A 21,688-nucleotide genomic window follows, 5' to 3' on the forward strand; every position below is an offset into this window, starting at 1 on the left:
TGAAATGTCTCCTTCTTCTGCATGGTGTGTTGTTCGTGACGGCGGGTTGCTGGTACCAGGTGCGGCAGATCAACCAGCTCAACTGCGGCAGATCAACCAGTACGAAACTCGCCTTTGTCGACTCTGGGATCGCGGCACACCAGATCGGCGCGGACGCACGGAGTCTGCGACGGCCATCGGGACAGCTCGGCGGGCTTCTCGAGGGCTTCGTTCTGATGGAGATCGCCCGGCAATTGAGCTGGTCCGACGAAGAGGTCGAGTTGTTCCACTACCGCACACGCGACCAGGTCGAAGTCGATGCCGTACTGGAGAACCGCAGAGGCGAAGTGGTAGGCATCGAGGTCAAAGCAGGCCTGAAAATGCTTGCCGTTCCGGTCAGCGCACTGTGGCAAACAGCGGCGTAGGTGACCGAGGAGGGCATGGTGCGCTCCTCGGTCGGTGGTGCTGGATGTGGTTCAGTACCAGGTTGATTGGGTGGTGGGGCGGGTGGCGTTGTCTATGAGGGATTGGAGTTCGGTGGCTAGGTGGTCGGGGGTGGTGGGGGTGGCTCGGACTCGTTCTTCCTCGTGGATGAGGTAGCGGCCGTCGTCGGTGTAGTCGATTATCTGGAGGCGGGTGCCGCCTTCTTTCCAGCCGTCGAGGGCGGGGCCGGTGTCTACGCGGAATTCTGCGTAGGTGCGGAAGGGGCGGGTGAGGAAGGTTTTGGCTTGTTCGCCGGGGGAGCGGTGGCGGGCGTAGGGGTCGGGGGTGGCGGTGAGTTCGTCGCGGTGGACGTTGAAGCCGCCGGTGGTGCCCGGGGGGACCTTGGGGAGGATGCCGATCAGGCGGTTCACCACGGCCGAGGACGAGCGCAGGTAGATCAGGATGTTGCCGCCCTTGCCGTATTCCTCGGCGGGGATCTGGGCGGCGACGACACCGGTGTTGGACTCGGTGGCGCCGCACGCGCGGATCATCCGGGTGCGGCCGTCGAAGCGGTGGCCGAACAGTTCCACGCGCAGGTCGGGATGGGCCAGGGCGTGCAGGGCGTGATAGAGCGACTCGTCGGTGCCGATCTTGGCGATCAGGGAATCGGCGGCACGGCGGCACTGCTGGTCGAACTCGACCTGGGTTTCCACGCCGGAGGTGAACGTGAGCGGCCACGGCATGCGGTCGCGGCCGAGCGTTTCCCAGGCGACCCAGAACTCGAACGGGGTCAGCTCCCAGGAGTCGGTCATGCGTCGCCACCGATCACAGGCGGGACGTGCAGGCGGTCGGGGCCGAGGAGTTCCTCGTGCACGCCGCGCAGGTAGTCGGGGGCCGAGTGCTCGTTCTCGTCGTCCTTGCCGCCGCCGCGTCCGCCGGGGGCGCCCATGCCGCCCATACCCGTCATGCCGTTGCGGCCGCCTGCCGTGCCCGCGGTGCCTGCGGCGCCCGCCGCGTTCGGGGAGCCCGGGGTGCCTGCGGTCGGGGTGCCGGGGGTGCCGCCGGGAGTGCCGCCAGGGCTGCCGCCGCCCGGGCTGCCACCGGGGCTGCCGCCGCCGGGGGTGAGGCCACTCGGGGTGGTGCCGGCGGGAGTGGTGCCCGGGTTGGTGGTGGTGGGGGTTTCCGGGGTGGTGTCGGGCTGGGTGGTCGACGGGTTCGTGTCGTCGTCGGTGGTGTCGTCGTCGCTCGGGTCGTCGGTCGAGGGGTCCTCGGTGGTGGGGTCCTCGGTCGTCGGGTCCTCGGTGGTGGGGTTGGTGGTGGTCGGCTTGGTGCCGTTTTGATTGTTGCTGTTGTTGTTGTCGTTCTGGTTGCCGGTGGGCTTGTTCTTGCCGTCGTCCGGTTTGTCGGAGGAGGGGTCGACCGGCAAGGGCACCTTGGGGACCTGGGTGTCGGATTGCTCGGCTACCGGCTTGTAGACGGTCTTCATGACTTCGCGGGCGGCGTTCTGGGCGGCCTCCGAGCGCGCGTTGCTCGCCGCGTCGATGACCAGTCCGGTGCCCGGAGAAAGGACGGAGGCGACGATGCCCAGCTTGGATTTGCTCTGGTCATCGGACTCGTGGGGTACGGAGTACTTGACCTGCTGGAGTCCGGACCGGGCCTCTTCCATTTTGTTCGCGATCAACCGCGCAGCTTGTTCGACTTTGTCTACGTCGGCGAGGTAGCTCCTGGTACTGGCCAGCGCCTGGTTGGCCGCGCTTCCCGACCACCCGCGCTCCATTTCCTTCTGAATGTTGTCATGGAAGTTCTGGCCCTTGGTGCCGGTGTCCTCAGCCAGTTTGGTCCAACCATTGATGCTCGTTCCCAGCGCCTCGACATCAATCGATTCGACATACGCCATGATTCGCGAATGCGACATATCGGTGAAGTCTTCCATCACCTGCGGGACGACGGGTGCGGTGTACTCACCGTTGAATCCGTTGGCCAGAGCCTTATTGTCGGCATAGATTCGTGTACGGTCGTTGTTGCCGTCTTCCTGCGCCTTTCGCTCCGTATCGGTCTGTTCGACATCGGTGTCGAATAGAGAACCAACACGGTTCGCCAGCGTGCTGGCGGTCGTACTCGGATTGGCGAGGCCGATGATGAAACTTGTGAACGACATGTCGCTCCCCCCGAAATCAGTCGAGCTTATTGGTCTGTTGCTTGATGGCGAGTTGTGTTGCCTCGTCGCAGTTCTGGTATGCCGCGCCCGCTTTGCGGTACATGTCGGCCATCTGGGTGAGGATCTCGATATGCTTAGTGGCGGCGTCGAGGTAGGACCCTGTTCCCTCGCCGCCTTCGGCCAAGTCGACGAACTTCTTGCCGAGTGCTTTCGAGGATTCCAGGTCGCCAAATGAACCGACGAACACCATCTGTCGAGTGCGGTTGGAGAGATCGGTGAGGTCGGCAATATATGCATCGCACAGATTCGCGCATTGCGTAGCCGCGGCGTACTCGATTATCAACTGCCCCGAGGAAGCCTCGCCAGCCAGGGTTTTGAATTTGTCGGCCATCTCGTTCTGAGCCATTACTGAGATCTCTCTCTTCTATGCACAGTGATCAGCTACTCGGGGATGATTTCCAAGAACTTCGTTGCTGCAGTATTCACAAGCGGACACGGGTCGGTTCCTGACTTGTCGGCCACGAACAGTGCGGCTGTCAATGACACCGTCCCCTTGCTGGTGTCGAACGCGATGGCGCACTGGTCGACTGGCTTCCTGTCGCCCATGAGGTATTGCAGGGCTGGTCGGGTTCCGACAGTAATGTCGCGGAAGTCATGCAGGTAGTCGTTCGCGCGGAAGTCTTGAATAGTCTTGGTAGTTGAGTGGAAGTTGAGATAGTAGCCATCGGCTCGCCAACTGCATCCCTTCCACTCCGCCCGCTCCACCGAGAATGGATTGTCGTCCTTGGACGCAGGATCGGCGCCCGCCGCCAACAGCACACTGTCCGGGGTAGCGCACGGATCGAACAACTGCTCCTTGGTCAACGGAGCCCCGCTCGCTTCCGGCTGCCCGTCGACCTCCTTCGAGCACCCCACGAGCGCGAGCACCGCGCAGCTCGCGGCCGCCAAGCCGACCAGTCGCATCATTGTCTCCTTGTTCCGCACAACACCCACTCGATCTCTATAGACGCATCGGCCGACGATTCGGTTCCCTCGGGATGGAGGGTCAGTCGGGGACGTTGGCTGCGTGGCCCAGGTCTCGGAGGGCGGACTTGATCTTGGTTTGGGCTTCGTCGAGGGATTCGGGGGTGGGGGAGGGGTTGGCGCCGGAGATGTCGAAGTCGCCCATGGTGTAGGCGGGGAAGACGTGGGTGTGCAGGTGGGGGACCTCGAGGCCGGCGATGAGGAGGCCGGCGCGGGGGGCGTCGAAGGCGGTGCGGACGGCCTGGCCGACCTTCTGGGCGACGCCGGTCATGCGGGCCATGACCTCGGGGTCGATGTCCTGCCACTGGTCGAGTTCGGCGCGGGGCACGATGAGGGTGTGGCCCTGGGTGACGGGGGCGATGGTGAGGAAGCCGACGAACTCGTCGTCGGACCAGACGAACCGCCCGGGCAGCTGGCCTGCGATGATCGCGCTGAAAACGGATGCCATACGGGCGAGCCTAGCTCTTGCCCAGGCGGGGAGGAACCGGCTGTGGTGCAGGTGGGTACGGGGCTGGACCGGTGGATTCGCAGGTGGCTGGGGCTGGGGTTCGTGGTGGTTCCGGCGCTCGTGGTCGTGGTGTGGGTGGTGCAGTTGACGACTGTCACGCTGCCGGTCGTCACCCAGCTGGCCTGGGTGGTTCCGTTGACGGCGGTGCTGATGGCCGCGCCCGCGCTCGCGGCGGCGTGGTGGGTGCGGCGCGTGCGGCCGGGCTGGTGGCCGGCGCTGGCGGCGGTGAGTGTGCTCGCCCAAGTGCTGCTCGGGCTGCTGGTACCGCGCGCGGCGGAGTTCCCGGACGGCATCGGGCCGTGGTTTCCGGCGGTTCCGATGGGTGCGGTGCTCTGGCTGCTGGCGGTGCTGCTGGCCGTGGCGGCGATGCGGGCGGCGCGGCGCTGAGTCAGCGGGCGACCATGCGTCAGATGGCGACGAAGTGGGACAGGATGCCCTGCACCTCGTAGATGTCGACCTGACGGTTGAAGCGCTGCTTGAGCGGTTCCTGGCTGCTGCCGACCCAGATGTAGAGCTCGGCGTCGAGGTCGAAGGTGCCCGCGGTCTCCACGGCGAAGCGGGTGATCGAGCGGTACGGGATGCTGTGATAGCTCACCTTGCGGCCGGTGACACCCTGCTTGTCGACCATGATCAGGCGGCGGTTGGTGAACAGCATCGCGTCGCGGACCAGCAGGAACGCCGAGTAGACCTGCTCGCCCTGGCCGAACAGTTTCGCGTATTCCTGTTGTGCGGCAGCGGGGTCCACGCGACCCGCGTTGCCCATCATTCCGTCGAGCAGTCCCATGATGGTGTCCCCTTCGCCCCGATGACTCTTGGCTCCATTGTGCTCGATTAATCTGTCTGCGTGCGCGTACTCGTCATCGGTTCCGGAGCCCGTGAACATGCCCTCGTCCTGGCGCTGCGCCGGGATCCCTCGGTGACGGCGGTGATCGCGGCCCCCGGCAACCCGGGGATCGGTCAGCACGCCGAGCTGCGCGCGGTCGATCCGTGCTCGGCCGAGGCCGTGGTGGCGCTGGCCGCGGAGGTGTCCGCCGACCTGGTGGTGATCGGGCCGGAGGTGCCGCTGGTGCTCGGGATCGCCGACGCGGTGCGCGCGGCCGGGTTCCCGGTGTTCGGTCCCTCGGCCGACGCGGCGCGGATCGAAGGGTCCAAGGCGTTCGCCAAGGACGTGATGGCCGCCGCGGGCGTGCGGACCGCGCACAGCGAGATCGTGGACAGCCCCGCCGAGCTCGACGCCGCCCTGGACCGCTTCGGCCCGACCTGGGTGGTCAAGGACGACGGCCTGGCCGCGGGCAAGGGCGTGGTGGTGACCGCCGATCGCGCGGCCGCGCGCGAGCACGGCGCCGAGCTGCTCGAACAGGGACATCCGGTGCTGCTGGAGTCGTTCCTGGACGGGCCGGAGGTGTCGCTGTTCTGCCTGGTCGACGGCGAGACCGTGGTGCCGTTGCTGCCCGCGCAGGACCACAAGCGCGTCGGCGACGGCGACTCCGGGCCCAACACCGGCGGCATGGGCGCCTACACGCCGCTGCCGTGGCTGCCCGCCGAGACGCTCACCGAGATCGTCGAGGACGTGGTGAAACCCGTTGCGGCCGAACTGGTCCGCCGGGGCAGCGCGTTCTCCGGTCTGCTGTACGCGGGGCTGGCGATCGGGACCAACGGCCCGGCGGTGGTCGAATTCAACTGCCGCTTCGGCGATCCCGAGACCCAGGCCGTGCTGGCCCTGCTCGACAGCCCCTTCGCCGAGCTGCTGCACGCCACCGCCACCGGCCGCCTGGCCGAGGTCGAGCCGCCGCGCTGGAAGGACGGCGCGGCGATCACCGTGGTGCTGGCCGCCGAGAACTACCCGGCCCGGCCGCGCACCGGCGATGTGATCAGCGGCGCCGAGGACAGCGCGCTCGAGGGCGAGACCCTGGTGATGCACGCGGGCACCGCGCTGCGCGAGGACAAGGCGCTGGTGTCGGCGGGCGGGCGCGTGCTCAACGTGGTCGGCGTCGGTGCCGATCTGGCCGAGGCCCGCGAGCGCGCCTATGCGCGGCTGGCGCAGATCAAGCTGCCCGGCAGCCACTTCCGCACCGATATCGGCGCGACCGAGGTCGTCGTGCCGGAGCGCGCGAAGTAGTACCCCCGCGCGACCCCTAGGTCAGGCTGAGTCCGTGCACGGCCAGCCAGGCCTGGGGGTCGACGTGCTGACCGTTCTGCACGATCTCGAAGTGCAGGTGCGGGCCGGTGGAGTCGCCGCGGTTGCCGATGCGGGCGATCTGCATGCCCGCGGGGACGCGTTCGCCGGGGGAGACGAAGAAGTCGTACATGTGGCCGTAGATGCTGATGGTGCCGTCGTCGTGTTTGATGCGGACCCACAGGCCGAAGCCCTGTGCGGGGCCCGCCTCGATGACGGTGCCGTCGGCGACCGCGTAGATCGGGCTGCCGATGGGGGCGGCGATATCGATGCCGCGGTGCATGGTGCCCCAGCGGGAACCGAAACCCGAGGTGAACGCGCCCTTGGCGGGCAGGCTGAAACCGCCGGTCGACGGGGTGGAGCCGGGGACCAGCACGCCCGGCACCACCGGTGCGCGGTCACCCATCCACGGCTGCCATTCGCCCGACGCCGCGGCCGCCGCCTCGGCTTTGGCGCGCTCGAGGGTGGCCAGGGTGGCGGCGGCGACCACGCCCGCCTCGCGGCGCTTCTCGCCCTTGGCGATGGCGGCGAGCATGCGGGCCGCCGACTGCGGGTTCGGCGGGACCTGCGGGGGATAGGCGATGGCGACGCGCTGAGCCTCGCCGGGCTGTGGTGGGTGCTGGGCGAGGCCGCCGCCGAGGTGTCCGTCGGCGGCGGCGAACAGCGCCACGGCGGCGATTCCGGCGATCAGCACGCGGCGCTCGATCACGAGGTGCCGCAGTCGCTCCGGGCTCGGCCTGCGTGACCACAGCGCTTCGGCGGTGGCCCGGGGCCGCTGCCAGAACACCTTGCGGACTTCGCCGCTGCGCAGCTCACCGGCGACTTCGCCGACGATGGGGTACCTGGCGGCCCAGGTGGAGAATCGTTCCGTGACACCGGGTTTCGCGGCTTGCTCGGTCCGCCAGTTCGCGGGGAGGAGGCGGCCGTTGACCATGGCCTGGGGTGGACGGCCGGTGGGCTTCCTGCCTGCGACGGAGGTCGCGGACGGCGGCGTCGAGGGACCGCTGTGCACGGATGTGGATGGGTCGGCCGACGGCGCCGGCGGTTCGGCCTCGGTCCGGGTCGAGGAGGCGTCGGTCGACGGGGACTGCACGGTCGGCGCCTCGTCGGTCGCGGTCCGGCGCCGCGTGCGTGACAGCGGCTTCACCGGGCACCGCCCCGCATCCGCGCGCTCACCGTCGATGTCCGCATACTGCCCCCGCGCCCCGTTCCCGACGCGGCCGGACCGGCCGTGTCGGTGGCTGCGTGTTCGCTGTCGAAGCCATTGTGCCGACCATATCTGTGAACGTGCGCAATCGGGTGCTCTACCGTCTGTCGAGTGTCCAGAGAATCGCGCCGGTCGACCATTCCCCCTTTCTACGTGATGGATGTGTGGAAAGCGGCAGCCGAACGCGCCAGGTCGCACGGAGATGTGCTGGTCCTGGCCGCGGGACAGCCCTCCACCCAGGCCCCCGCGCCGGTGCTGCGGGCCACCAGGGCCGCCATCGACCACGAGTTGCTCGGCTACACCGAGACCTTCGGCATCCTGCCGTTGCGCGAGGCCATCGCGGGGCACCACAGCGAGACCTACGGCTACGACGTGCACCCGGACGAAGTGGTGGTGACGACCGGGTCCTCCGGCGCGTTCACGCTGATCTTCCTGGCGGCCTTCGACGCGGGCGACACCGTGGTGGTCGCCCGGCCCGGCTACCCCGCCTACCGCAACACGCTGACGGCGCTGGGTTGTCGTGTCGTCGAGCTCGACTGCGGCCCGCAGACCCGCTTCCAGCCGACCGTCGACATGCTCGAAGCGCTGCCGGAACCGCCCGCGGGTCTGGTGGTCGCGAGCCCCGCCAATCCCACCGGAACGATGATCGACCCGGCCGAACTCGCCGCGCTGGCACGCTGGTGCGAACAACACGGCACGCTGCTGATCTCCGACGAGATCTACCACGGCATCACCTACGGCGCGAGCACGCCGACCGCCTCGGCCTGGGAGTTCTCCCGCGACGCGGTGGTGATCGGGTCGGTGTCGAAGTACTTCTCGATGACCGGCTGGCGGCTGGGCTGGATGCTGGCCCCGGCCGATCTGCGTCCGGCGCTGCAACGCCTGGCCTCGAATATGACCGTGTGCCCGCCCGCCATCTCCCAGTACGCGGCGGTGCACGCGTTCGGGCCCGAGGCCAAGGACGAGCTCGACGGGCACGTGCGCCGCTACGCCGCCAACCGCGCGCTGCTGCTCGAGGGCCTGCCCGCGCTCGGCATCACCGATCTCGCCCCCGCCGACGGCGCCTTCTACGCCTATGCCGACATCACGCACCTGACCGACGATTCGCGCGCCTGGTGCGCCGAGGTGCTCGCCGAGACGGGCGTCGCGCTGGCACCCGGCCTCGATTTCGACACCGTGCACGGCGACCGAACAGTCCGGTTCTCCTTCGCCGGCGCCACCGACGACATCGCCGCAGCGCTGGACCGGTTGGGACGCTTCCTGAAGTACTGACCAGTTCATCTGTCAACAGTGATGTGCGACAACAACTTTCCCTAGTACGAACACTTCGGTGCCAGGATGCGGTAAAAATCAGTTATCCCGATTTCCCAGCGTTTCCCCGATGACGATTGCGCACGGTTGAACTGATGATGACTGGCACGATGGCACGGTGACCACCGCAACGACCCCCAAAGGCGAACGACGTCGCCAGGCACTGGTGGCGGCGGCGGCTGAACTCTTGCTCGAAGGTGGCTTCGATGCGGTGCGACATCGGTCGGTGGCGTCGCGGGCCGATCTTCCGCTCGCCTCGACCACCTACTACTTCGAGTCCCTGGAAGATCTGATCGCCCGCGCCGTCGAGTTCAGCGGCGCGATCGAACTCGACGCCATGCGCCGCCGCGTCGGCGAGGTGAGCCACCGCAGGCGCGGTGCCGAGGCGACCGTCGACCTGGTGCTGGATCTGCTCGTCGGCCCCGACGACAGCGACCTCGACGCGCGCGGTCAGCTCATCGCCCGCTACGAGCGGTCCGTCGCCTCCGCCCGTCACCCCGAGTTACGTGAGGTCCAGCTCCGACTACGCACCCAGCTCGAAGACCTGCTCGCCGACGTGCTGCGCCGCTCCGACCGAGTGGTGCGCCCCGAGCAGTTGCGCCGCCTGGTCGCCGTGGTCGACAGCGCGGTGGTCGGCGCCCTGATCGAAGGACAATCCGAGCCCCGCCGCCCCGCCAGGGCCGGCCTGCTGGAGATGATTGACATCGTCGCCCCGCCCGTGGTCCCGAACCTGATGCCCCAGCAACCCGAGCGGGTGCGCCAACTAGACTGAGTGTTCGTGACCCGCGTCCCGAATGTCCTCGCCACCCGATACGCCAGCCCGGAGCTCGTCGCGCTCTGGTCGCCCGAGAACAAGATCGTGCTCGAGCGCCGGCTGTGGCTGGAGGTGCTGCGGGCCCAGAGTGAGCTGGGGATCGAGGTTCCGGCGGGGGTGATCGAGGACTACGAGCGGGTCATCGACCACGTGGATCTGGCCTCGATCGCCGAGCGCGAGCGGGTGACCCGCCACGACGTCAAGGCGCGCATCGAGGAGTTCAACGCGCTGGCCGGGCACGAGCACGTGCACAAGGGCATGACGAGCCGCGACCTCACCGAGAACGTCGAGCAGCTGCAGGTGCGGCTGTCGCTCGAGCACGTCTACAAGCACGGCATCGCCATCGCGGCGCGGCTGGCCGAACGGGCCGCCGAGTACCAGACGCTGGTGATGGCCGGACGCTCGCACAATGTCGCCGCGCAGGCCACCACGCTGGGCAAGCGCTTCGCCTCCGCCGCCGACGAGGTGCTCGTCGCGCTCACCCGGCTGCGCGAGCTGATCGACCGCTACCCGCTGCGCGGCATCAAGGGCCCGATGGGCACCGCCCAGGACATGCTCGACCTGCTCGACGGTGACGCGGGCAAGCTCGCCGCGCTCGAGCAGCAGGTGGCCACCCATCTCGGCTTCGCCTCGGTGTTCACCAGCGTCGGCCAGGTGTATCCGCGGTCGCTGGACTTCGATGTGCTCTCCGCGCTGGTGCAGCTGGGTGCCGGGCCGTCGTCGTTCGCGCACACCATCCGGCTGATGGCCGGGCACGAGCTGGTCACCGAGGGTTTCCAGCCGGGTCAGGTGGGCTCCTCGGCCATGCCGCACAAGATGAACACCCGCTCCTGCGAGCGCGTCAACGGCCTGCAGGTGGTGCTGCGCGGGTACGCCTCGATGGCGGCCGAGCTGTCGGGCGCGCAGTGGAACGAGGGTGACGTGTTCTGCTCGGTGGTGCGCCGCGTCGCGCTGCCGGACGCCTTCTTCGCCATCGACGGCATGATGGAGACCTTCCTGACCGTGCTCGCCGAGTTCGGCGCCTACCCGGCGGTGGTCTCCCGTGAGCTCGACCGGTACCTGCCGTTCCTGGCCACCACCCGCATCCTGATGGCGGCGGTGCGCGCGGGCGTCGGACGCGAGACCGCGCACGAGGTCATCAAGGAGCACGCCGTCGCGGTGGCGCTGGCCATGCGCGAGCAGGGCCGCGAGCCCGACCTGCTGGACCGCCTGGCCGCCGACGACCGGATGCCGCTGGACCGCGCCGGACTCGACGCGGCGCTGGCCGACAAGTCGGCGTTCATCGGCGCGGCCACGGACCAGGTGTCCGAGGTGGTGGCGCAGGTGCAGAAGCTGGTCGAGGCCAACCCGGAGGCCGCGCGCTACACGCCGTCGCCGATCTTGTAGGGAGTCTGCGTTCGGTTTGCGGCCCGCCTCGATTCTGGACTGACGGAGCGAAGGAGCGCAGCGACTGAGCGGAGGAGGGAAGAATCGAGGCCCGTCAGGGCCGCAAACCCGCGGCGCCAGCCGCAAAATAACACTGTGAATCCGTACACGATCTTTTCCGACATCATCGCGGGGCGGGCGCCGTCGTCCAACGTCTACGAGGACGATGATGTCTTGGCGTTCATGGACATCCGGCCCGTGACACCCGGCCATGTGCTGGTGGTGCCCAAGGTGGTCGCGCCGAGTCTGGCCGATCTCGATCCGGCGTTGGGCGGCAAGCTCTTCCAGGTCGGCCAGCGCATCGCCGCGGCCCTGCGCGACAGCGAGGTCGCCGCCGACGGGGTGAATTTCTTTCTCGCCGACGGCGTCACGGCCGGGCAGGAGATCTTCCATGTGCACCTGCACGTGATCCCGCGCCGCCCCGGTGACGGGTTCGGGTTGCGGGCGCGCCCGAGTTCGCCCGCCCGCGCCGATCTCGACTATCTGGCGGGCTCGATTCGCGGCGCTCTCACCCGCTGACCTGCATTTTCGGGCGAACCGGTCATTGCAAACCGTGAAGTTTGCTGAAGAAACGCCCGAAACGCCGAATGCTGTGACTTCCCCCACTCATGGGTTACCTTGGACTGTCATTGGCATGCGGTAATGGAGGGTGGGACGTGCGTCGTACAGGTGTTGCTGCTTCAGTGCTGGCTTTCGCCATCGCGTTGATCGGACCGGCGGTGGTGCACCCCGCGCCCGCCGGTGCGGCGCAGATCGTCGGGGTGAACGAGCTCAGCCCCACCCGCACAGCCATCACGGTCACCTCGCCGGCGATGGGACGCAATGTCGACCTCCAGGTCCTGCACCCGGCCGGCGGCGGTTCGCGTGGCACGTACTACCTGCTCGACGGACTCGACCCGGGCATCGGCCAGAGCACCTGGACCAACGCCACCGACGCCGAGGCCTTCTTCCGCGGCAAGAACGTCAACGTGGTGCTGCCGATGGGCGGGCAGGCCAGCTACTACACCGACTGGATCGCCGACGACCCGCGGTTCGGTCGGTACAAGTGGGAAACCTTCCTCACCCAGGAACTGCCAGGGCTGATCGACGGCCAGTTCAACGGCAACGGCGTCAACGGCATCGGCGGCCTGTCGATGGGCGGGAACGCGGCCTACATCCTGGCCGCCCGGCATCCCGGGCTCTACCGGGCCGTCGCCGGGTACAGCGCGTGCCCCGACAGCGCGATGGCGGCCGCGGCGATCATGTTCTCGATCGCCAATCGCGGCGGGAATCCGGTGAACATGTGGGGTGCGCCCGGCAGCCCGGAATGGGCGGCGCACGACCCGGCCCTGATGGTCGACGGGCTGCGCGGCAAGGCGCTGTATCTGTCCACCGGTACCGGCATCCCCGGCCCGCACGAGGCCGAGATCAAGCCGCAGCTGGCGGAGAACATCTTCCTCGGTGGTCCGATCGAACTGGGCGTCAACACCTGCATGGTCGCCTTCGATCAGCGGCTGCGCGTCGCGGGCATCGGCGCCAGGATCGACTACCACCCGGTCGGGACGCACTCCTGGTCGTACTGGCAGGACGCGCTGCACGCCTCCTGGCCGGTCATCGGCCCGGCGCTGGGCGCCTGAGATTCTTCCGCGGGCCCGGTGACCGGGTGAGTTGCCGGGCCGCGCGGGAGTGCGGCGGCTACGGTGGAGCGCATGGCTGGCGAGAATGTTGAGTCGGTGTCGGCGCCGATCGCGAAGACGGTGCCCACCGAACGGGTGCATCACGGCGATACGTTCGTCGACGAGTACGAGTGGCTCCGGGACAAGGAATCCCCCGAGGTCATCGCGCATCTGGAGGCCGAGAACGCCTACACCGAGGCGCGCACCGGCCAGTTGCAGCCGCTGCGGGACAAGATCTTCGACGAGATCAAGGCGCGCACCCAGGAGACCGATCTCTCGGTGCCGACCCGGCTCGGCGAGTACTGGTACTACTCGCGCAGCTTCGAGGGCAAGCAGTACGGCGTGCACTGCCGCTGTCCTATCGACGCGAACGCCGAGGGCATCGACGCGTGGACCCCGCCGCAGCTCGAGGTGGACACCGTCATCGAGGGCGAGGAAGTGCTGCTCGACAGCAATGTCCTGGCCGAGGGCCTGGACTTCTTCGCGCTCGGCGCGTTCTCGCTCAGCCACGACGGCAAGCTGCTGGCCTACTCCGTCGACAGCACCGGCGACGAGCGCTACACCCTGCGGATCAAGGACCTGACCACCGGTGAGCTGCTGCCCGACGAGGTCGCCGGCGCGGCGCCGGGGGCGACCTGGTCGCTGGACGGTACGCACATCTTCTATCAGACCGTCGACGAGTCGTGGCGCCCCGACACCGTGTGGCGTCACCGCATCGGCACCGGTTCCGACGCCGACGTGACGGTCTTCCACGAGCCCGACGAGCGCTACTGGGTCAGTGTGGGCGCCACCCGCTCCGAGAAGTACCTGATGATCTGGCTCGGTTCCAAGATCACCACCGAGGGCTGGGTGCTGGAGTCCGACAATCCCGAGGGCGAGTTCCGGGTGCTGCTCGAGCGGCGCGAGGGCGTGGAGTACTCGGCCGAGCACGCGGTGATCGGCGGCGAGGACCGGTTCCTGATCCTGCACAACGACGTGGTCGACGGCGTGAAGGCGGAGAACTTCGTCCTCGCCGAGGCGCCCGCCACCGACCCGTCCGCCATGACGCTGTTGATCGGGCATCGCGAAGACGTCCGGCTCGAGGACATCGACGCCTTCGCCGATCACCTGGTGCTCGGCTACCGGCGCGACGCGCTACCGCGCATCTCGGTCTGGCCGCTGACCGCCGACGGTTACGGCGAGCTCACCGAACTCGACTTCGGCCTCGAATTGTTCGCCGCCGGTGCGGGTTCGAGCCCGGAGTGGGAGCAGCCGACGCTGCGGGTGGGCGTCACCTCGTTCATCACCCCCATGCAGGTGTTCGACTATGTGCCCGCCACCGGTGAGCTGCTGCTGCGCAAGGAGCAGCCGGTGCTGGGTGGCTACGACGCGAACGACTACGAGCAGCACCGGGATTGGGCGGTCGCGCACGACGGCACCCGCATCCCGATCTCGATCATCAAGCGCCGCGGGCTGCCCGAGGGCCCGAAGCCGATGCTGCTCTACGGTTACGGCTCCTACGAGGCCAGCATCGACCCGTCGTTCTCGGTATCGCGGCTGTCGCTGCTGGATCGCGGCATGGTGTTCGCGGTGGCGCACGTGCGCGGCGGCGGTGAGATGGGCAGGCTCTGGTACGAGCACGGCAAGACGCTGCGGAAGAAGAACACCTTCACCGACTTCGTCTCCTGCGCACAGCATCTCATCGACACCGGTGCCACCGCCGCCGACCGGCTCATCGCCGACGGCGGCAGCGCGGGCGGCCTGCTGATGGGCGCGGTCGCCAACCTGGCACCGGAGCTGTTCACCGGCATCCTCGCCAACGTGCCCTTCGTCGACCCGCTCACCTCCATCCTCGACCCGTCGCTGCCGCTGACGGTGATCGAATGGGACGAGTGGGGAAACCCGTTGGCGGACAAGGACGTCTACGAGTACATGAAGTCGTACTCGCCCTACGAGAACGTCGAGGCCAAGGACTACCCGGCCATCCTCGCCATCACCAGCCTCAACGACACCCGCGTGCTCTACGTGGAACCGGCCAAGTGGGTCGCCAAGCTGCGCGCCACCAAGACCGGCGACAGCGAACTGCTCCTCAAGACCGAGATGACCGCGGGCCACGGCGGCGTGAGCGGGCGCTACGAGAAGTGGAAGGAAGTCGGCTTCGAGTACGCCTGGGTACTGGACAAGGTCGGCCTGGCGGACGCATAGGGGTGAGCGACAACTCGTGGGTCAAGTGATCCGGGCGAGGAGCTTGCCGAGCAGGGTGGTGAGTTGCGCGCGTTCGTCCGCCGTGAGCGCGGCGAACGCGTCATCGAGGAAGGTGGGGGTGACGGCCTCGGCCAGGCGTAGGCGATCGCGGCCGGCCTCGGTGAGGGTGACGGCGTAGGAGCGGCGGTCCTGTGGGTTGCGTTCGCGCCGGACGTAGCCCGACTGTTCGAGGTCGTCGCAGACGTTGACCATCACGCTGCGGTCGATGCGCAGTTCCACCGCGAGCTGTTGCTGGGAGCAGGGGCCGACCTCGGCCAGCATCTTGAGGACGAGGTGCTGGCCGACGCCGAGGCCCTGGGCGGTCGCGTGCGCTTCGCCCGCGCGGGCGACGGCGGACGAGGCGCGGCACAGGGCGATATCGGGGCGTTCGGCGGCGAGGCGGGGGAAGTAGGTCGACATGGAGCCTCCTCGATCGGGTGCGTCCATTGAATCATCTGTGCGCAGATCGTTTGACGGCAGACGGTGGTGCCTCTACGGTCGGATTCATCTGAGTGCAGATGATCTGTCAGCAGATGATCTGCTTCGTCCATCCAGGAGAGCGCATGACCCTCGATCTGACCCCCGACCAGCTGTTGTCCACTACGCGGGCGGTGCGCAAGCGGCTCGATTTCGACCGGCCGGTGCCGCGTGAACTGATCGAGGAGTGCGTCGACCTGGCCACGCAGGCGCCGACCGGGCGCAATCGGCAGCGCTGGCACTTCCTCGTCGTCACCGAGGCGCGGCGCAGGCGCGAGCTCGCCGACATCTTCCGGCGGGCATTGACGCTGGGTGAGGCGGCGCCGCTGACGGCCAGGGATCACGAGCGGATGCGGGTCGATCCGCGTTCCACCGCAAAGGTTTTCGACGGTCTGCGCTACCTGGCCGACAATATCCACCGGGTGCCCGCCTTCGTGATCCCGGCGGTCGAGGGGCGTACCGATCGCGCCTCGGTGGAGATCCAGGCGGGGACCTGGGGCTCGATCCTGCCCGCCGTGTGGAGCTTCATGCTGGCAGCGCGCGCTCGCGGGCTCGGCACGGTGTGGACCACCGCGCAGGCGCCGCTGGAGCGGGAACTCGCGGCGATCCTCGGCGTGCCGTACGACAAGGTGATGCTGGCGGCCTTCCTGCCGCTGGCCTTCACGCACGGCACGGATTTCCGGCCCGCGGTCCGGGTGCCGCGCGAGGAAGTGCTGCACTGGCAGGGGTGGTGAGTTGTTCGTCGCGGTGTCATCGGGGCAGCACGCGGGTGTCATCTCGGGCTGACATCGTCAGGTCATGAACGCTGAGCTGATCGTTTCGGTGTCGGGGATCCGGGACACCACCCGGGATGCCGCGATCGAGTTCGCGGCGGAGATGGATCGGCGGGCGGTGCGCCTGTCGCTGCTGGTGGCGCCCCGGTTGAAGGGGAAGTACCGGCTCGTCGACGATCCCGCCACGCAGTCCTGGCTGCGGGGCAGGCGCCACGACGGTGACGCGATCGTGCTGCACGGCTACGACCAGGCGGCCACCAAAACGCGGCGTGCGGAGTTCGCGAGTCTGCCCCGGCACGAGGCCACCCTGCGGCTCACGGCGGCGGATCGGGTGATGGAACAGGTGCAGTTGCGCACCCGGCTGTTCGCGGCTCCGCGCTGGGACGCTTCGGCGGGCGCGCTGGATGCCTTGCCGGACGTGGGTTTCCGGCTCGCGCTGAGCCTGTTCAGCATTCTCGATCTGGAACGCGACACCGTCCAGCGGGCGCGGGTGTACGGGATCGGCGAGGGTTTCCGGGCCGAACCGTGGTGGTGCCGGGCGCTGGTGATGGGCGCGGCGCGCACCGCCCGGCGCGGCGGGGTGCTGCGGCTGGCGATCTCGGCCGCGCAGTTGCAGCGGCCGGGTCCGCGCCAGGCGATGCTCGACGCGGTCGACCTGGCGCTGTATCACGGTGCGCGCAGCGAGGTCTACCGCTGGGAGCCGTTCCCGGCGGTCCGGGCCGCCTGATACCGCCACCGCCGCGCGCGTGGGCGATCGAGCGCGGCGGTGGCCTTTCAGGGCACTTCGGGGGCGGCGTCGTGGGTGAAACCGCCCGCCTGCTCCTTGGTGAGCGGGGTGCGCCACGGGTTGTCGGCGAGCTGACGCAGCCCGCGGCCGATATCGGCGAGCAGCAGTTCGGCCATGTCGACGGTGAAGCCGTGCCGGAAGACCGCCCGCATGATGGTCTCGTCCTGCCGGTCGGCGGGCAGCGGGTAGGCGGCGATGAGCCAGCCGCGGGCGCGCAGCCGGTCGGACAGGTCGTAGAGATTGTAGTCGGCGCCGTCGGTGAGCTTCCAGGCCACCGCGGTGATGCCACGGTCGGGTTCGGCGGCGTGGATCAGCTCGAACGGCCCGAGCTCGGCCAGACCCCGCGCGAAATGCCGGGCGACGAGATAGATCGCGGACTGCACACGGGTGTATCCGGTGCGGCCGAGCCGGATGAAGTCGTAGTACTGCGTGATCACCTGGCCGCCGGGGCGGGAGAAATTGAGATTGAAGGTGGGCATGTTGCCGCCGAGATAGTCCACATCGAAGACCAGCTCGCGCGGCAGATCCGCGGCCTCGCGCCACATCGCCCAGCCGACGCCGAGGGGCGCGAGTCCGGTCTTGTGGCCGGAGGCATTGATGGATTTCACGCGCGGTATCCGGAAGTCCCACACCAGGTCCGGCGCGGTGAACGGGCCGAGGAAACCGCCGCTGGCCGCGTCGACGTGGATCGGGATATCGGGGCCGCCTGCGGCGTGCAGGCGATCGAGGGCCGTGCTGATGGCGGCGACGTCCTCGAACAGGCCGGTGAAGGTCTGGCCGAAAGTCGGGACGACCGCGATGGTGTTGTCGTCGCAGTATTTCGCGAGGTCGTCGGGGTGCAGGGTGTAATTGTCGGCGCGCAGCGGAACTTGACGTAGTTCTACATCGAAATATCTGCCGAATTTCTCCCAACAGACCTGGACGGGTCCAGAGACCAGATTGGGCGTGCCGGTGCCGCCCGCCGCTCGCCAGCGGAATTTCGCGGCGAGACCGCCCAGAATCGCGGCCTCGCTGGAACCGGTCGTGGAGGTGCCGAGTGTGGTCGCCGGATCGGGGGCGTGCCACAGGTCGGCGAGCATCCGCACGCAGCGTTTCTCCAATTCCGCGGTCTGTGGGTATTCGTCCTTGTCGACGATGTTCTTGTCCACCGATTCGGCCATCAGCCGGTGGGCCTGATCGTCGATCCAGGTGGTGCAGAAGGTCGCCAGGTTCATCCGGGCGACGCCGTCGAGGATCAATTCGTCGTGCACGATCTCGTAGGCGACGTCGGGAGTGAGTTCCAGGGTGGGGAAATCGCCCTGCGGGGCGGGACGGGTGAAACCGGGAAGACTGAAAAGGTCATTGCGGTCCGGAGTCTCGGCCACTGTCTGCCTCCAGGGAGAGGGTGCACTGCCGGGTGTTTGCTCTGGGTCGATCTGGTCACGATTTCATCGCATAAGCGCTCGTTTCGAGCTTACCGGCGGGATGCTCAGCAGTTACTATGCATGGGCGAGTTTCCCTTGGTTGTGCGGTACACAGCAGGAGGCAGCGCTGATGACGGGCACCGCGACGAAAGCCGCGACGACGACGAAATATCTGTCCTGGGTCACCCTGGCGCTGATGACCACGAGTTCGGTGGCCAGCCTCCGCTCGGCACCCACCATGGCCGTCTACGGTCTGGCGTGCGTATTCCTCTACGTCATTCCCGCGATCCTGTTCCTCATGCCGACCTCGCTGGTCGCCGCGGAATTGGCCTCGGGCTGGGAGGGCGGGGTCTACAAATGGGTCGGGGAGGGGCTGAACAAACCGCTCGGCTTTCTCGCCGTCTGGTGCCAGTTCGCCATGACAATCTTCTACTACCCGAGCCTGCTCGCCTATGTGGCAAGCACTTTCGCCTACATCATCCATCCCTCGCTGGCGTCCAACGGGTTGTATGTGGCGATCGTGATCATCACCGTCTACTGGGCCGGGGTGTATGTGTCCTCGCAGGGCACCAAGACGGTGGCCGGATTGTCGAGCATGGGCCTGGTGATCGGCACGCTCATTCCCGGCACGGTGCTGGTGGTGCTCGGTCTGGTGTTCCTGGCGCAGGGAAATCCGTCCGCGGCGCCGATGGATTCGGGTCATCTGCTGCCCGCGTGGACCGGTCTGGCCAGCCTGGTGCTGATCGTGAACAATTTCCTGTCCTACGCGGGCATGGAGATGAACGCGGTGCACGTCTCCTCGCTGCGCAATCCGGCCAAGGAATTCCCCAAGGCGATGTTCCTGGCGATGGGGCTGGTACTGGTGATCTTCATCCTGCCCGCGCTGGCGATCAGCTGGGTGGTGCCCTCGGCCAGCCTGAGTCTCACCGCGGGCGTGATGCAGGCCTTCGACGGCTTCTTCAGCCACTTCGGGATCGGTTTCCTCACCCCGATCGTCGGCATCGCGCTGGTGGCCGCGGCGCTGGGCGGCATGCTCACCTGGCTGGCGGGACCGTCCAAGGGGCTGTTGCTGATCGGGCGCAGCGAGGGCTACCTGCCGCCGATCCTGACCAAGCTGAACAAACACGGTGTGCAGCAGAACATGCTGGTCGCGCAGGGCGTGTTCACCACATTCATCGCGCTGCTCTACGCCTTCATCCCGAATGTCTCCAGCGCGTACTGGATTCTGTCGGTGATCACCACGCAGGTGTATCTGATCATGTACGTGCTGATGTTCGCCGCGGCCGCCAAACTGCGCCGCGACAACCCCGGTCATCCGCGCGGCTATCGGGCACCGATGTTGTTCGCGCTGTGCGGGCTCGGTGCGGTGTCCTCGATCGCGGCGTTCGCCATCGGGTTCGTGCCGCCCTCCCAGTTCGGCGCGGGCAGCCCGTGGATCTATGTGCTGATCGTCGGCGGTGGCATGGGCATCGTCGGCCTGCTCATCCCCTACCTGTTCTACCGAAACCGCAGTGAGAGCTGGAAACGCGCCGTCCCGGAAGGGGAGAAGGCATGACGACCGGAGACGCTCCCGACCACAAGCGCCGCTGGATCTACATCACCGCTGCGGTCCTGCTCGTGGTGTTCGCGCTGATCGGGCTGCTCACCTTCCGCGGCATCCGCGAGAGCACCGAAGCCAACGCCAAAGCCGAACAGCTGCACAACAATCTGGTCGCCGCCGGGCTGCCCGCTCCGGAGACGCGGGTGATCGCCGACGCGCTCGGCGAGGACGGCGGTTCGGTCTGCCAGGACCCGAGTTCACCGCTGATCAAGGCGAAATACCAGGCCTCGATCACCAACGGCGCGGCCGGTCCGGGGCAGCGACCGGTGATCGGACCCAACGACACCGTCAAGGCCGTGGCGCTCACCATCGCCGTCTACTGCCCGGATCGCCTGCCGGACTACCTTTCTCATCTGGACACCCTGAAACTGGACGACACCACCAAGTGAGGCGTGATCGATGACCACCGACACAGAGCTGCGCAGCAGGATTTCCGGGCTGATGGACCGGGCGAAAGACGATCTGGCCCAGCTGGTTTCGTTCAAGTCGGTGGCCGATCCGCGCCAGTTCCCGCCGGAGGGCTGCGAGCAGACCGCGCAGTGGGTGGCCGACGCCTTCGCCGCGGCCGGGCTCACCGAGATCGGCCTGCACGAGACGCCGGACGGCAGCAAGGCCGTGATCGGGCACAAGCCCGGCCCCGCGGGCACCCCGACGGTGCTGCTGTACTGCCACTACGACGTGCAGCCGCCGCTCGGTGACGACGCCTGGCACACCCCGGTCTGGACGCTGACCGAGAAGAACGGCCGCTGGTACGGGCGCGGCGCGGCCGACTGCAAGGGCAATATCGTCACCCACCTGACCGCCCTGCGCGCCATCGGCCCGGACTTCCCGATCGGTATCAAGGTGGTCGCCGAGGGCTCCGAGGAGCAGGGCACCGGCGGGCTGGAGAAGTTCGTCGTCGCCAACCCCGACCTGCTGGCCGCCGACGCCATCCTCGTCGCCGACTGCGGCAACTTCGCCGTCGGCGTGCCCACCTTCACCCAGACCCTGCGCGGCATGGTGAATGTGGTGCTCACCGTGAAAACCCTGGCGGGACCGATGCATTCGGGCATGTTCGGCGGCCCCGCCCCCGACGCGCTGGCCGCGATGATCCAGCTGCTGTCGACCCTGCGCGACGAACACGGCGACACCACCATCGACGGGCTCACCAACGACCAGAAGTGGACCGGCGCGCAGTACCCCGACGCCGACTTCCGTTCCGACGCCGATGTTCTCGACGGTGTCGACCTGGTCGGCAGCGGCACCGTCTCCGACATGCTCTGGTCGCGTCCCGCGCTGACGGTGCTCGGCATGGACGTGCCCGCGGTGGTCGGCTCCTCGGCGGCGATCCAGCCCAGCACCCGGGCCCGGCTCAACCTGCGCATCCCGCCCGGCACCGACCCGAAGCAGGCCTACGACCTGCTCAGCAAGCACCTGCGCGCGCACGTGCCGTGGAACGCCCAGCTCGACATCGAACTCGAATCGCTCGGCGAACCCTTCGCCGCCGCCGAGCACGGGCCCGCCCGGGCCGCCATGGGCGCGGCGATGGAGGCCGCCTACGGCCGCGCGGTCACCACCGAGGGGCAGGGCGGCTCGATCCCGCTGTGCAATGTCTTCGCCGACACCTACCCGAAGGCCGAGATCATGCTGATCGGCGTGGAAGAGCCCAAGTGCCTGATCCACGCGCCCAACGAGAGCGTCGACCCGAGCGAGATCGAGCACATGGCCCTGGCCGAGGCGCTGTTCCTCAGCACCTACCGCTGAGAC

23 protein-coding genes are annotated in these 21,688 nt (G+C 68.1%); 14 read left to right on the forward strand and 9 right to left on the reverse strand.

The window, feature by feature from the left end:
• The first annotated feature begins 26 nt into the window (after positions 1-26).
• Positions 27-404: a DUF4143 domain-containing protein gene (locus ACFC06_RS20670; protein ID WP_375933499.1), complete on the forward strand. Its 378-nt coding sequence runs from the start codon at positions 27-29 to the stop codon at positions 402-404.
• Between the two features lie 51 nt (positions 405-455).
• On the opposite strand, the gene ACFC06_RS20675 is transcribed toward ACFC06_RS20670, so the two are convergent.
• The 5 genes from ACFC06_RS20675 to ACFC06_RS20695 all read right to left on the reverse strand — a co-directional run bounded on the left by ACFC06_RS20675 (position 456) and on the right by ACFC06_RS20695 (position 4,031).
• The gene (locus ACFC06_RS20675; protein WP_375933501.1) at positions 456-1,214 is read right to left on the reverse strand and encodes an ESX secretion-associated protein EspG; all 759 of its coding nucleotides are present in this window, start codon (positions 1,212-1,214) and stop codon (positions 456-458) included.
• The gene (locus tag ACFC06_RS20680; protein WP_375933504.1) at positions 1,211-2,560 is read right to left on the reverse strand and encodes a hypothetical protein; all 1,350 of its coding nucleotides are present in this window, start codon (positions 2,558-2,560) and stop codon (positions 1,211-1,213) included. Before ACFC06_RS20680 ends, ACFC06_RS20675 begins: the two co-directional genes overlap by 4 nt.
• 16 nt (positions 2,561-2,576) lie before the next feature.
• The gene (locus ACFC06_RS20685) at positions 2,577-2,966 is read right to left on the reverse strand and encodes a hypothetical protein (protein WP_375933507.1); all 390 of its coding nucleotides are present in this window, start codon (positions 2,964-2,966) and stop codon (positions 2,577-2,579) included.
• A gap of 35 nt (positions 2,967-3,001) precedes the next feature.
• The gene (locus ACFC06_RS20690; RefSeq protein ID WP_375933510.1) at positions 3,002-3,523 is read right to left on the reverse strand and encodes a DUF3558 domain-containing protein; all 522 of its coding nucleotides are present in this window, start codon (positions 3,521-3,523) and stop codon (positions 3,002-3,004) included.
• Between the two features lie 82 nt (positions 3,524-3,605).
• A complete protein-coding gene (locus ACFC06_RS20695; RefSeq protein ID WP_375933513.1) occupies positions 3,606-4,031 on the reverse strand; it encodes an HIT family protein in 426 nt (141 codons plus the stop codon).
• Positions 4,032-4,073: 42 nt separating this feature from the next.
• Here ACFC06_RS20695 and ACFC06_RS20700 point away from each other — a divergent pair, with 42 nt between their 5' ends.
• Positions 4,074-4,478 (forward strand): hypothetical protein, encoded by a 405-nt coding sequence (locus tag ACFC06_RS20700; RefSeq protein ID WP_375933516.1) that lies wholly within the window; start codon positions 4,074-4,076, stop codon positions 4,476-4,478.
• A 19-nt stretch (positions 4,479-4,497) separates the two neighbouring features.
• On the opposite strand, the gene ACFC06_RS20705 is transcribed toward ACFC06_RS20700, so the two are convergent.
• Positions 4,498-4,875, reverse strand: coding sequence for a PH domain-containing protein (locus ACFC06_RS20705; RefSeq protein ID WP_278264774.1), 378 nt, complete (start codon positions 4,873-4,875; stop codon positions 4,498-4,500).
• A 60-nt stretch (positions 4,876-4,935) separates the two neighbouring features.
• On the opposite strand from ACFC06_RS20705, the gene purD reads away from it, so the two are divergent.
• Positions 4,936-6,210, forward strand: a complete 1,275-nt coding sequence (purD, locus tag ACFC06_RS20710) for a phosphoribosylamine--glycine ligase (RefSeq protein ID WP_375933519.1) — start codon at positions 4,936-4,938, stop codon at positions 6,208-6,210.
• Positions 6,211-6,226: 16 nt separating this feature from the next.
• On the opposite strand, the gene ACFC06_RS20715 is transcribed toward purD, so the two are convergent.
• Entirely contained in the window at positions 6,227-7,414 is a 1,188-nt protein-coding gene (locus ACFC06_RS20715) for a peptidoglycan DD-metalloendopeptidase family protein (protein WP_375933522.1), read from the reverse strand.
• A gap of 171 nt (positions 7,415-7,585) precedes the next feature.
• On the opposite strand from ACFC06_RS20715, the gene ACFC06_RS20720 reads away from it, so the two are divergent.
• From ACFC06_RS20720 to ACFC06_RS20745, 6 genes are all read left to right on the forward strand, one after another.
• Positions 7,586-8,746: a pyridoxal phosphate-dependent aminotransferase gene (locus ACFC06_RS20720; RefSeq protein WP_375933525.1), complete on the forward strand. Its 1,161-nt coding sequence runs from the start codon at positions 7,586-7,588 to the stop codon at positions 8,744-8,746.
• A gap of 157 nt (positions 8,747-8,903) precedes the next feature.
• The gene (locus tag ACFC06_RS20725; protein ID WP_375933528.1) at positions 8,904-9,557 is read left to right on the forward strand and encodes a TetR/AcrR family transcriptional regulator; all 654 of its coding nucleotides are present in this window, start codon (positions 8,904-8,906) and stop codon (positions 9,555-9,557) included.
• Between the two features lie 6 nt (positions 9,558-9,563).
• The gene (purB, locus tag ACFC06_RS20730) at positions 9,564-10,985 is read left to right on the forward strand and encodes an adenylosuccinate lyase (protein ID WP_375933530.1); all 1,422 of its coding nucleotides are present in this window, start codon (positions 9,564-9,566) and stop codon (positions 10,983-10,985) included.
• A gap of 135 nt (positions 10,986-11,120) precedes the next feature.
• Entirely contained in the window at positions 11,121-11,543 is a 423-nt protein-coding gene (locus ACFC06_RS20735) for an HIT family protein (protein ID WP_375933533.1), read from the forward strand.
• A gap of 164 nt (positions 11,544-11,707) precedes the next feature.
• Entirely contained in the window at positions 11,708-12,640 is a 933-nt protein-coding gene (locus ACFC06_RS20740; RefSeq protein ID WP_375933536.1) for an alpha/beta hydrolase, read from the forward strand.
• A gap of 72 nt (positions 12,641-12,712) precedes the next feature.
• Positions 12,713-14,863 carry a S9 family peptidase gene (locus ACFC06_RS20745; protein WP_375933539.1) on the forward strand — a complete coding sequence of 717 codons (2,151 nt, stop codon included), beginning with the start codon at positions 12,713-12,715 and terminating at the stop codon, positions 14,861-14,863.
• A 21-nt stretch (positions 14,864-14,884) separates the two neighbouring features.
• On the opposite strand, the gene ACFC06_RS20750 is transcribed toward ACFC06_RS20745, so the two are convergent.
• Positions 14,885-15,322 (reverse strand): MarR family winged helix-turn-helix transcriptional regulator, encoded by a 438-nt coding sequence (locus ACFC06_RS20750; RefSeq protein ID WP_375933542.1) that lies wholly within the window; start codon positions 15,320-15,322, stop codon positions 14,885-14,887.
• A 143-nt stretch (positions 15,323-15,465) separates the two neighbouring features.
• On the opposite strand from ACFC06_RS20750, the gene ACFC06_RS20755 reads away from it, so the two are divergent.
• On the forward strand, positions 15,466-16,113 hold the full coding sequence (locus tag ACFC06_RS20755; protein ID WP_375933545.1) for a nitroreductase family protein: 648 nt from the start codon (positions 15,466-15,468) through the stop codon (positions 16,111-16,113).
• Positions 16,114-16,177: 64 nt separating this feature from the next.
• Positions 16,178-16,879: a DUF2334 domain-containing protein gene (locus ACFC06_RS20760; protein WP_375933548.1), complete on the forward strand. Its 702-nt coding sequence runs from the start codon at positions 16,178-16,180 to the stop codon at positions 16,877-16,879.
• A 47-nt stretch (positions 16,880-16,926) separates the two neighbouring features.
• Here the strand turns inward: ACFC06_RS20760 and ACFC06_RS20765 are convergent, their stop codons facing one another.
• Positions 16,927-18,303: a glutamate decarboxylase gene (locus tag ACFC06_RS20765; RefSeq protein WP_375933551.1), complete on the reverse strand. Its 1,377-nt coding sequence runs from the start codon at positions 18,301-18,303 to the stop codon at positions 16,927-16,929.
• A gap of 169 nt (positions 18,304-18,472) precedes the next feature.
• On the opposite strand from ACFC06_RS20765, the gene ACFC06_RS20770 reads away from it, so the two are divergent.
• The 3 genes from ACFC06_RS20770 to ACFC06_RS20780 are packed head-to-tail and all read left to right on the forward strand — an operon-like array spanning position 18,473 to position 21,685.
• Positions 18,473-19,897, forward strand: coding sequence for an APC family permease (locus ACFC06_RS20770; RefSeq protein WP_375933554.1), 1,425 nt, complete (start codon positions 18,473-18,475; stop codon positions 19,895-19,897).
• Positions 19,894-20,331, forward strand: a complete 438-nt coding sequence (locus ACFC06_RS20775) for a hypothetical protein (protein ID WP_375933557.1) — start codon at positions 19,894-19,896, stop codon at positions 20,329-20,331. Before ACFC06_RS20770 ends, ACFC06_RS20775 begins: the two co-directional genes overlap by 4 nt.
• A gap of 10 nt (positions 20,332-20,341) precedes the next feature.
• A complete protein-coding gene (locus ACFC06_RS20780; RefSeq protein ID WP_375933560.1) occupies positions 20,342-21,685 on the forward strand; it encodes a dipeptidase in 1,344 nt (447 codons plus the stop codon).
• Positions 21,686-21,688: the final 3 nt, after the last annotated feature.

This window comes from Nocardia sp. NPDC056064 (genome assembly GCF_042266925.1).
GTDB lineage: Bacteria > Actinomycetota > Actinomycetes > Mycobacteriales > Mycobacteriaceae > Nocardia.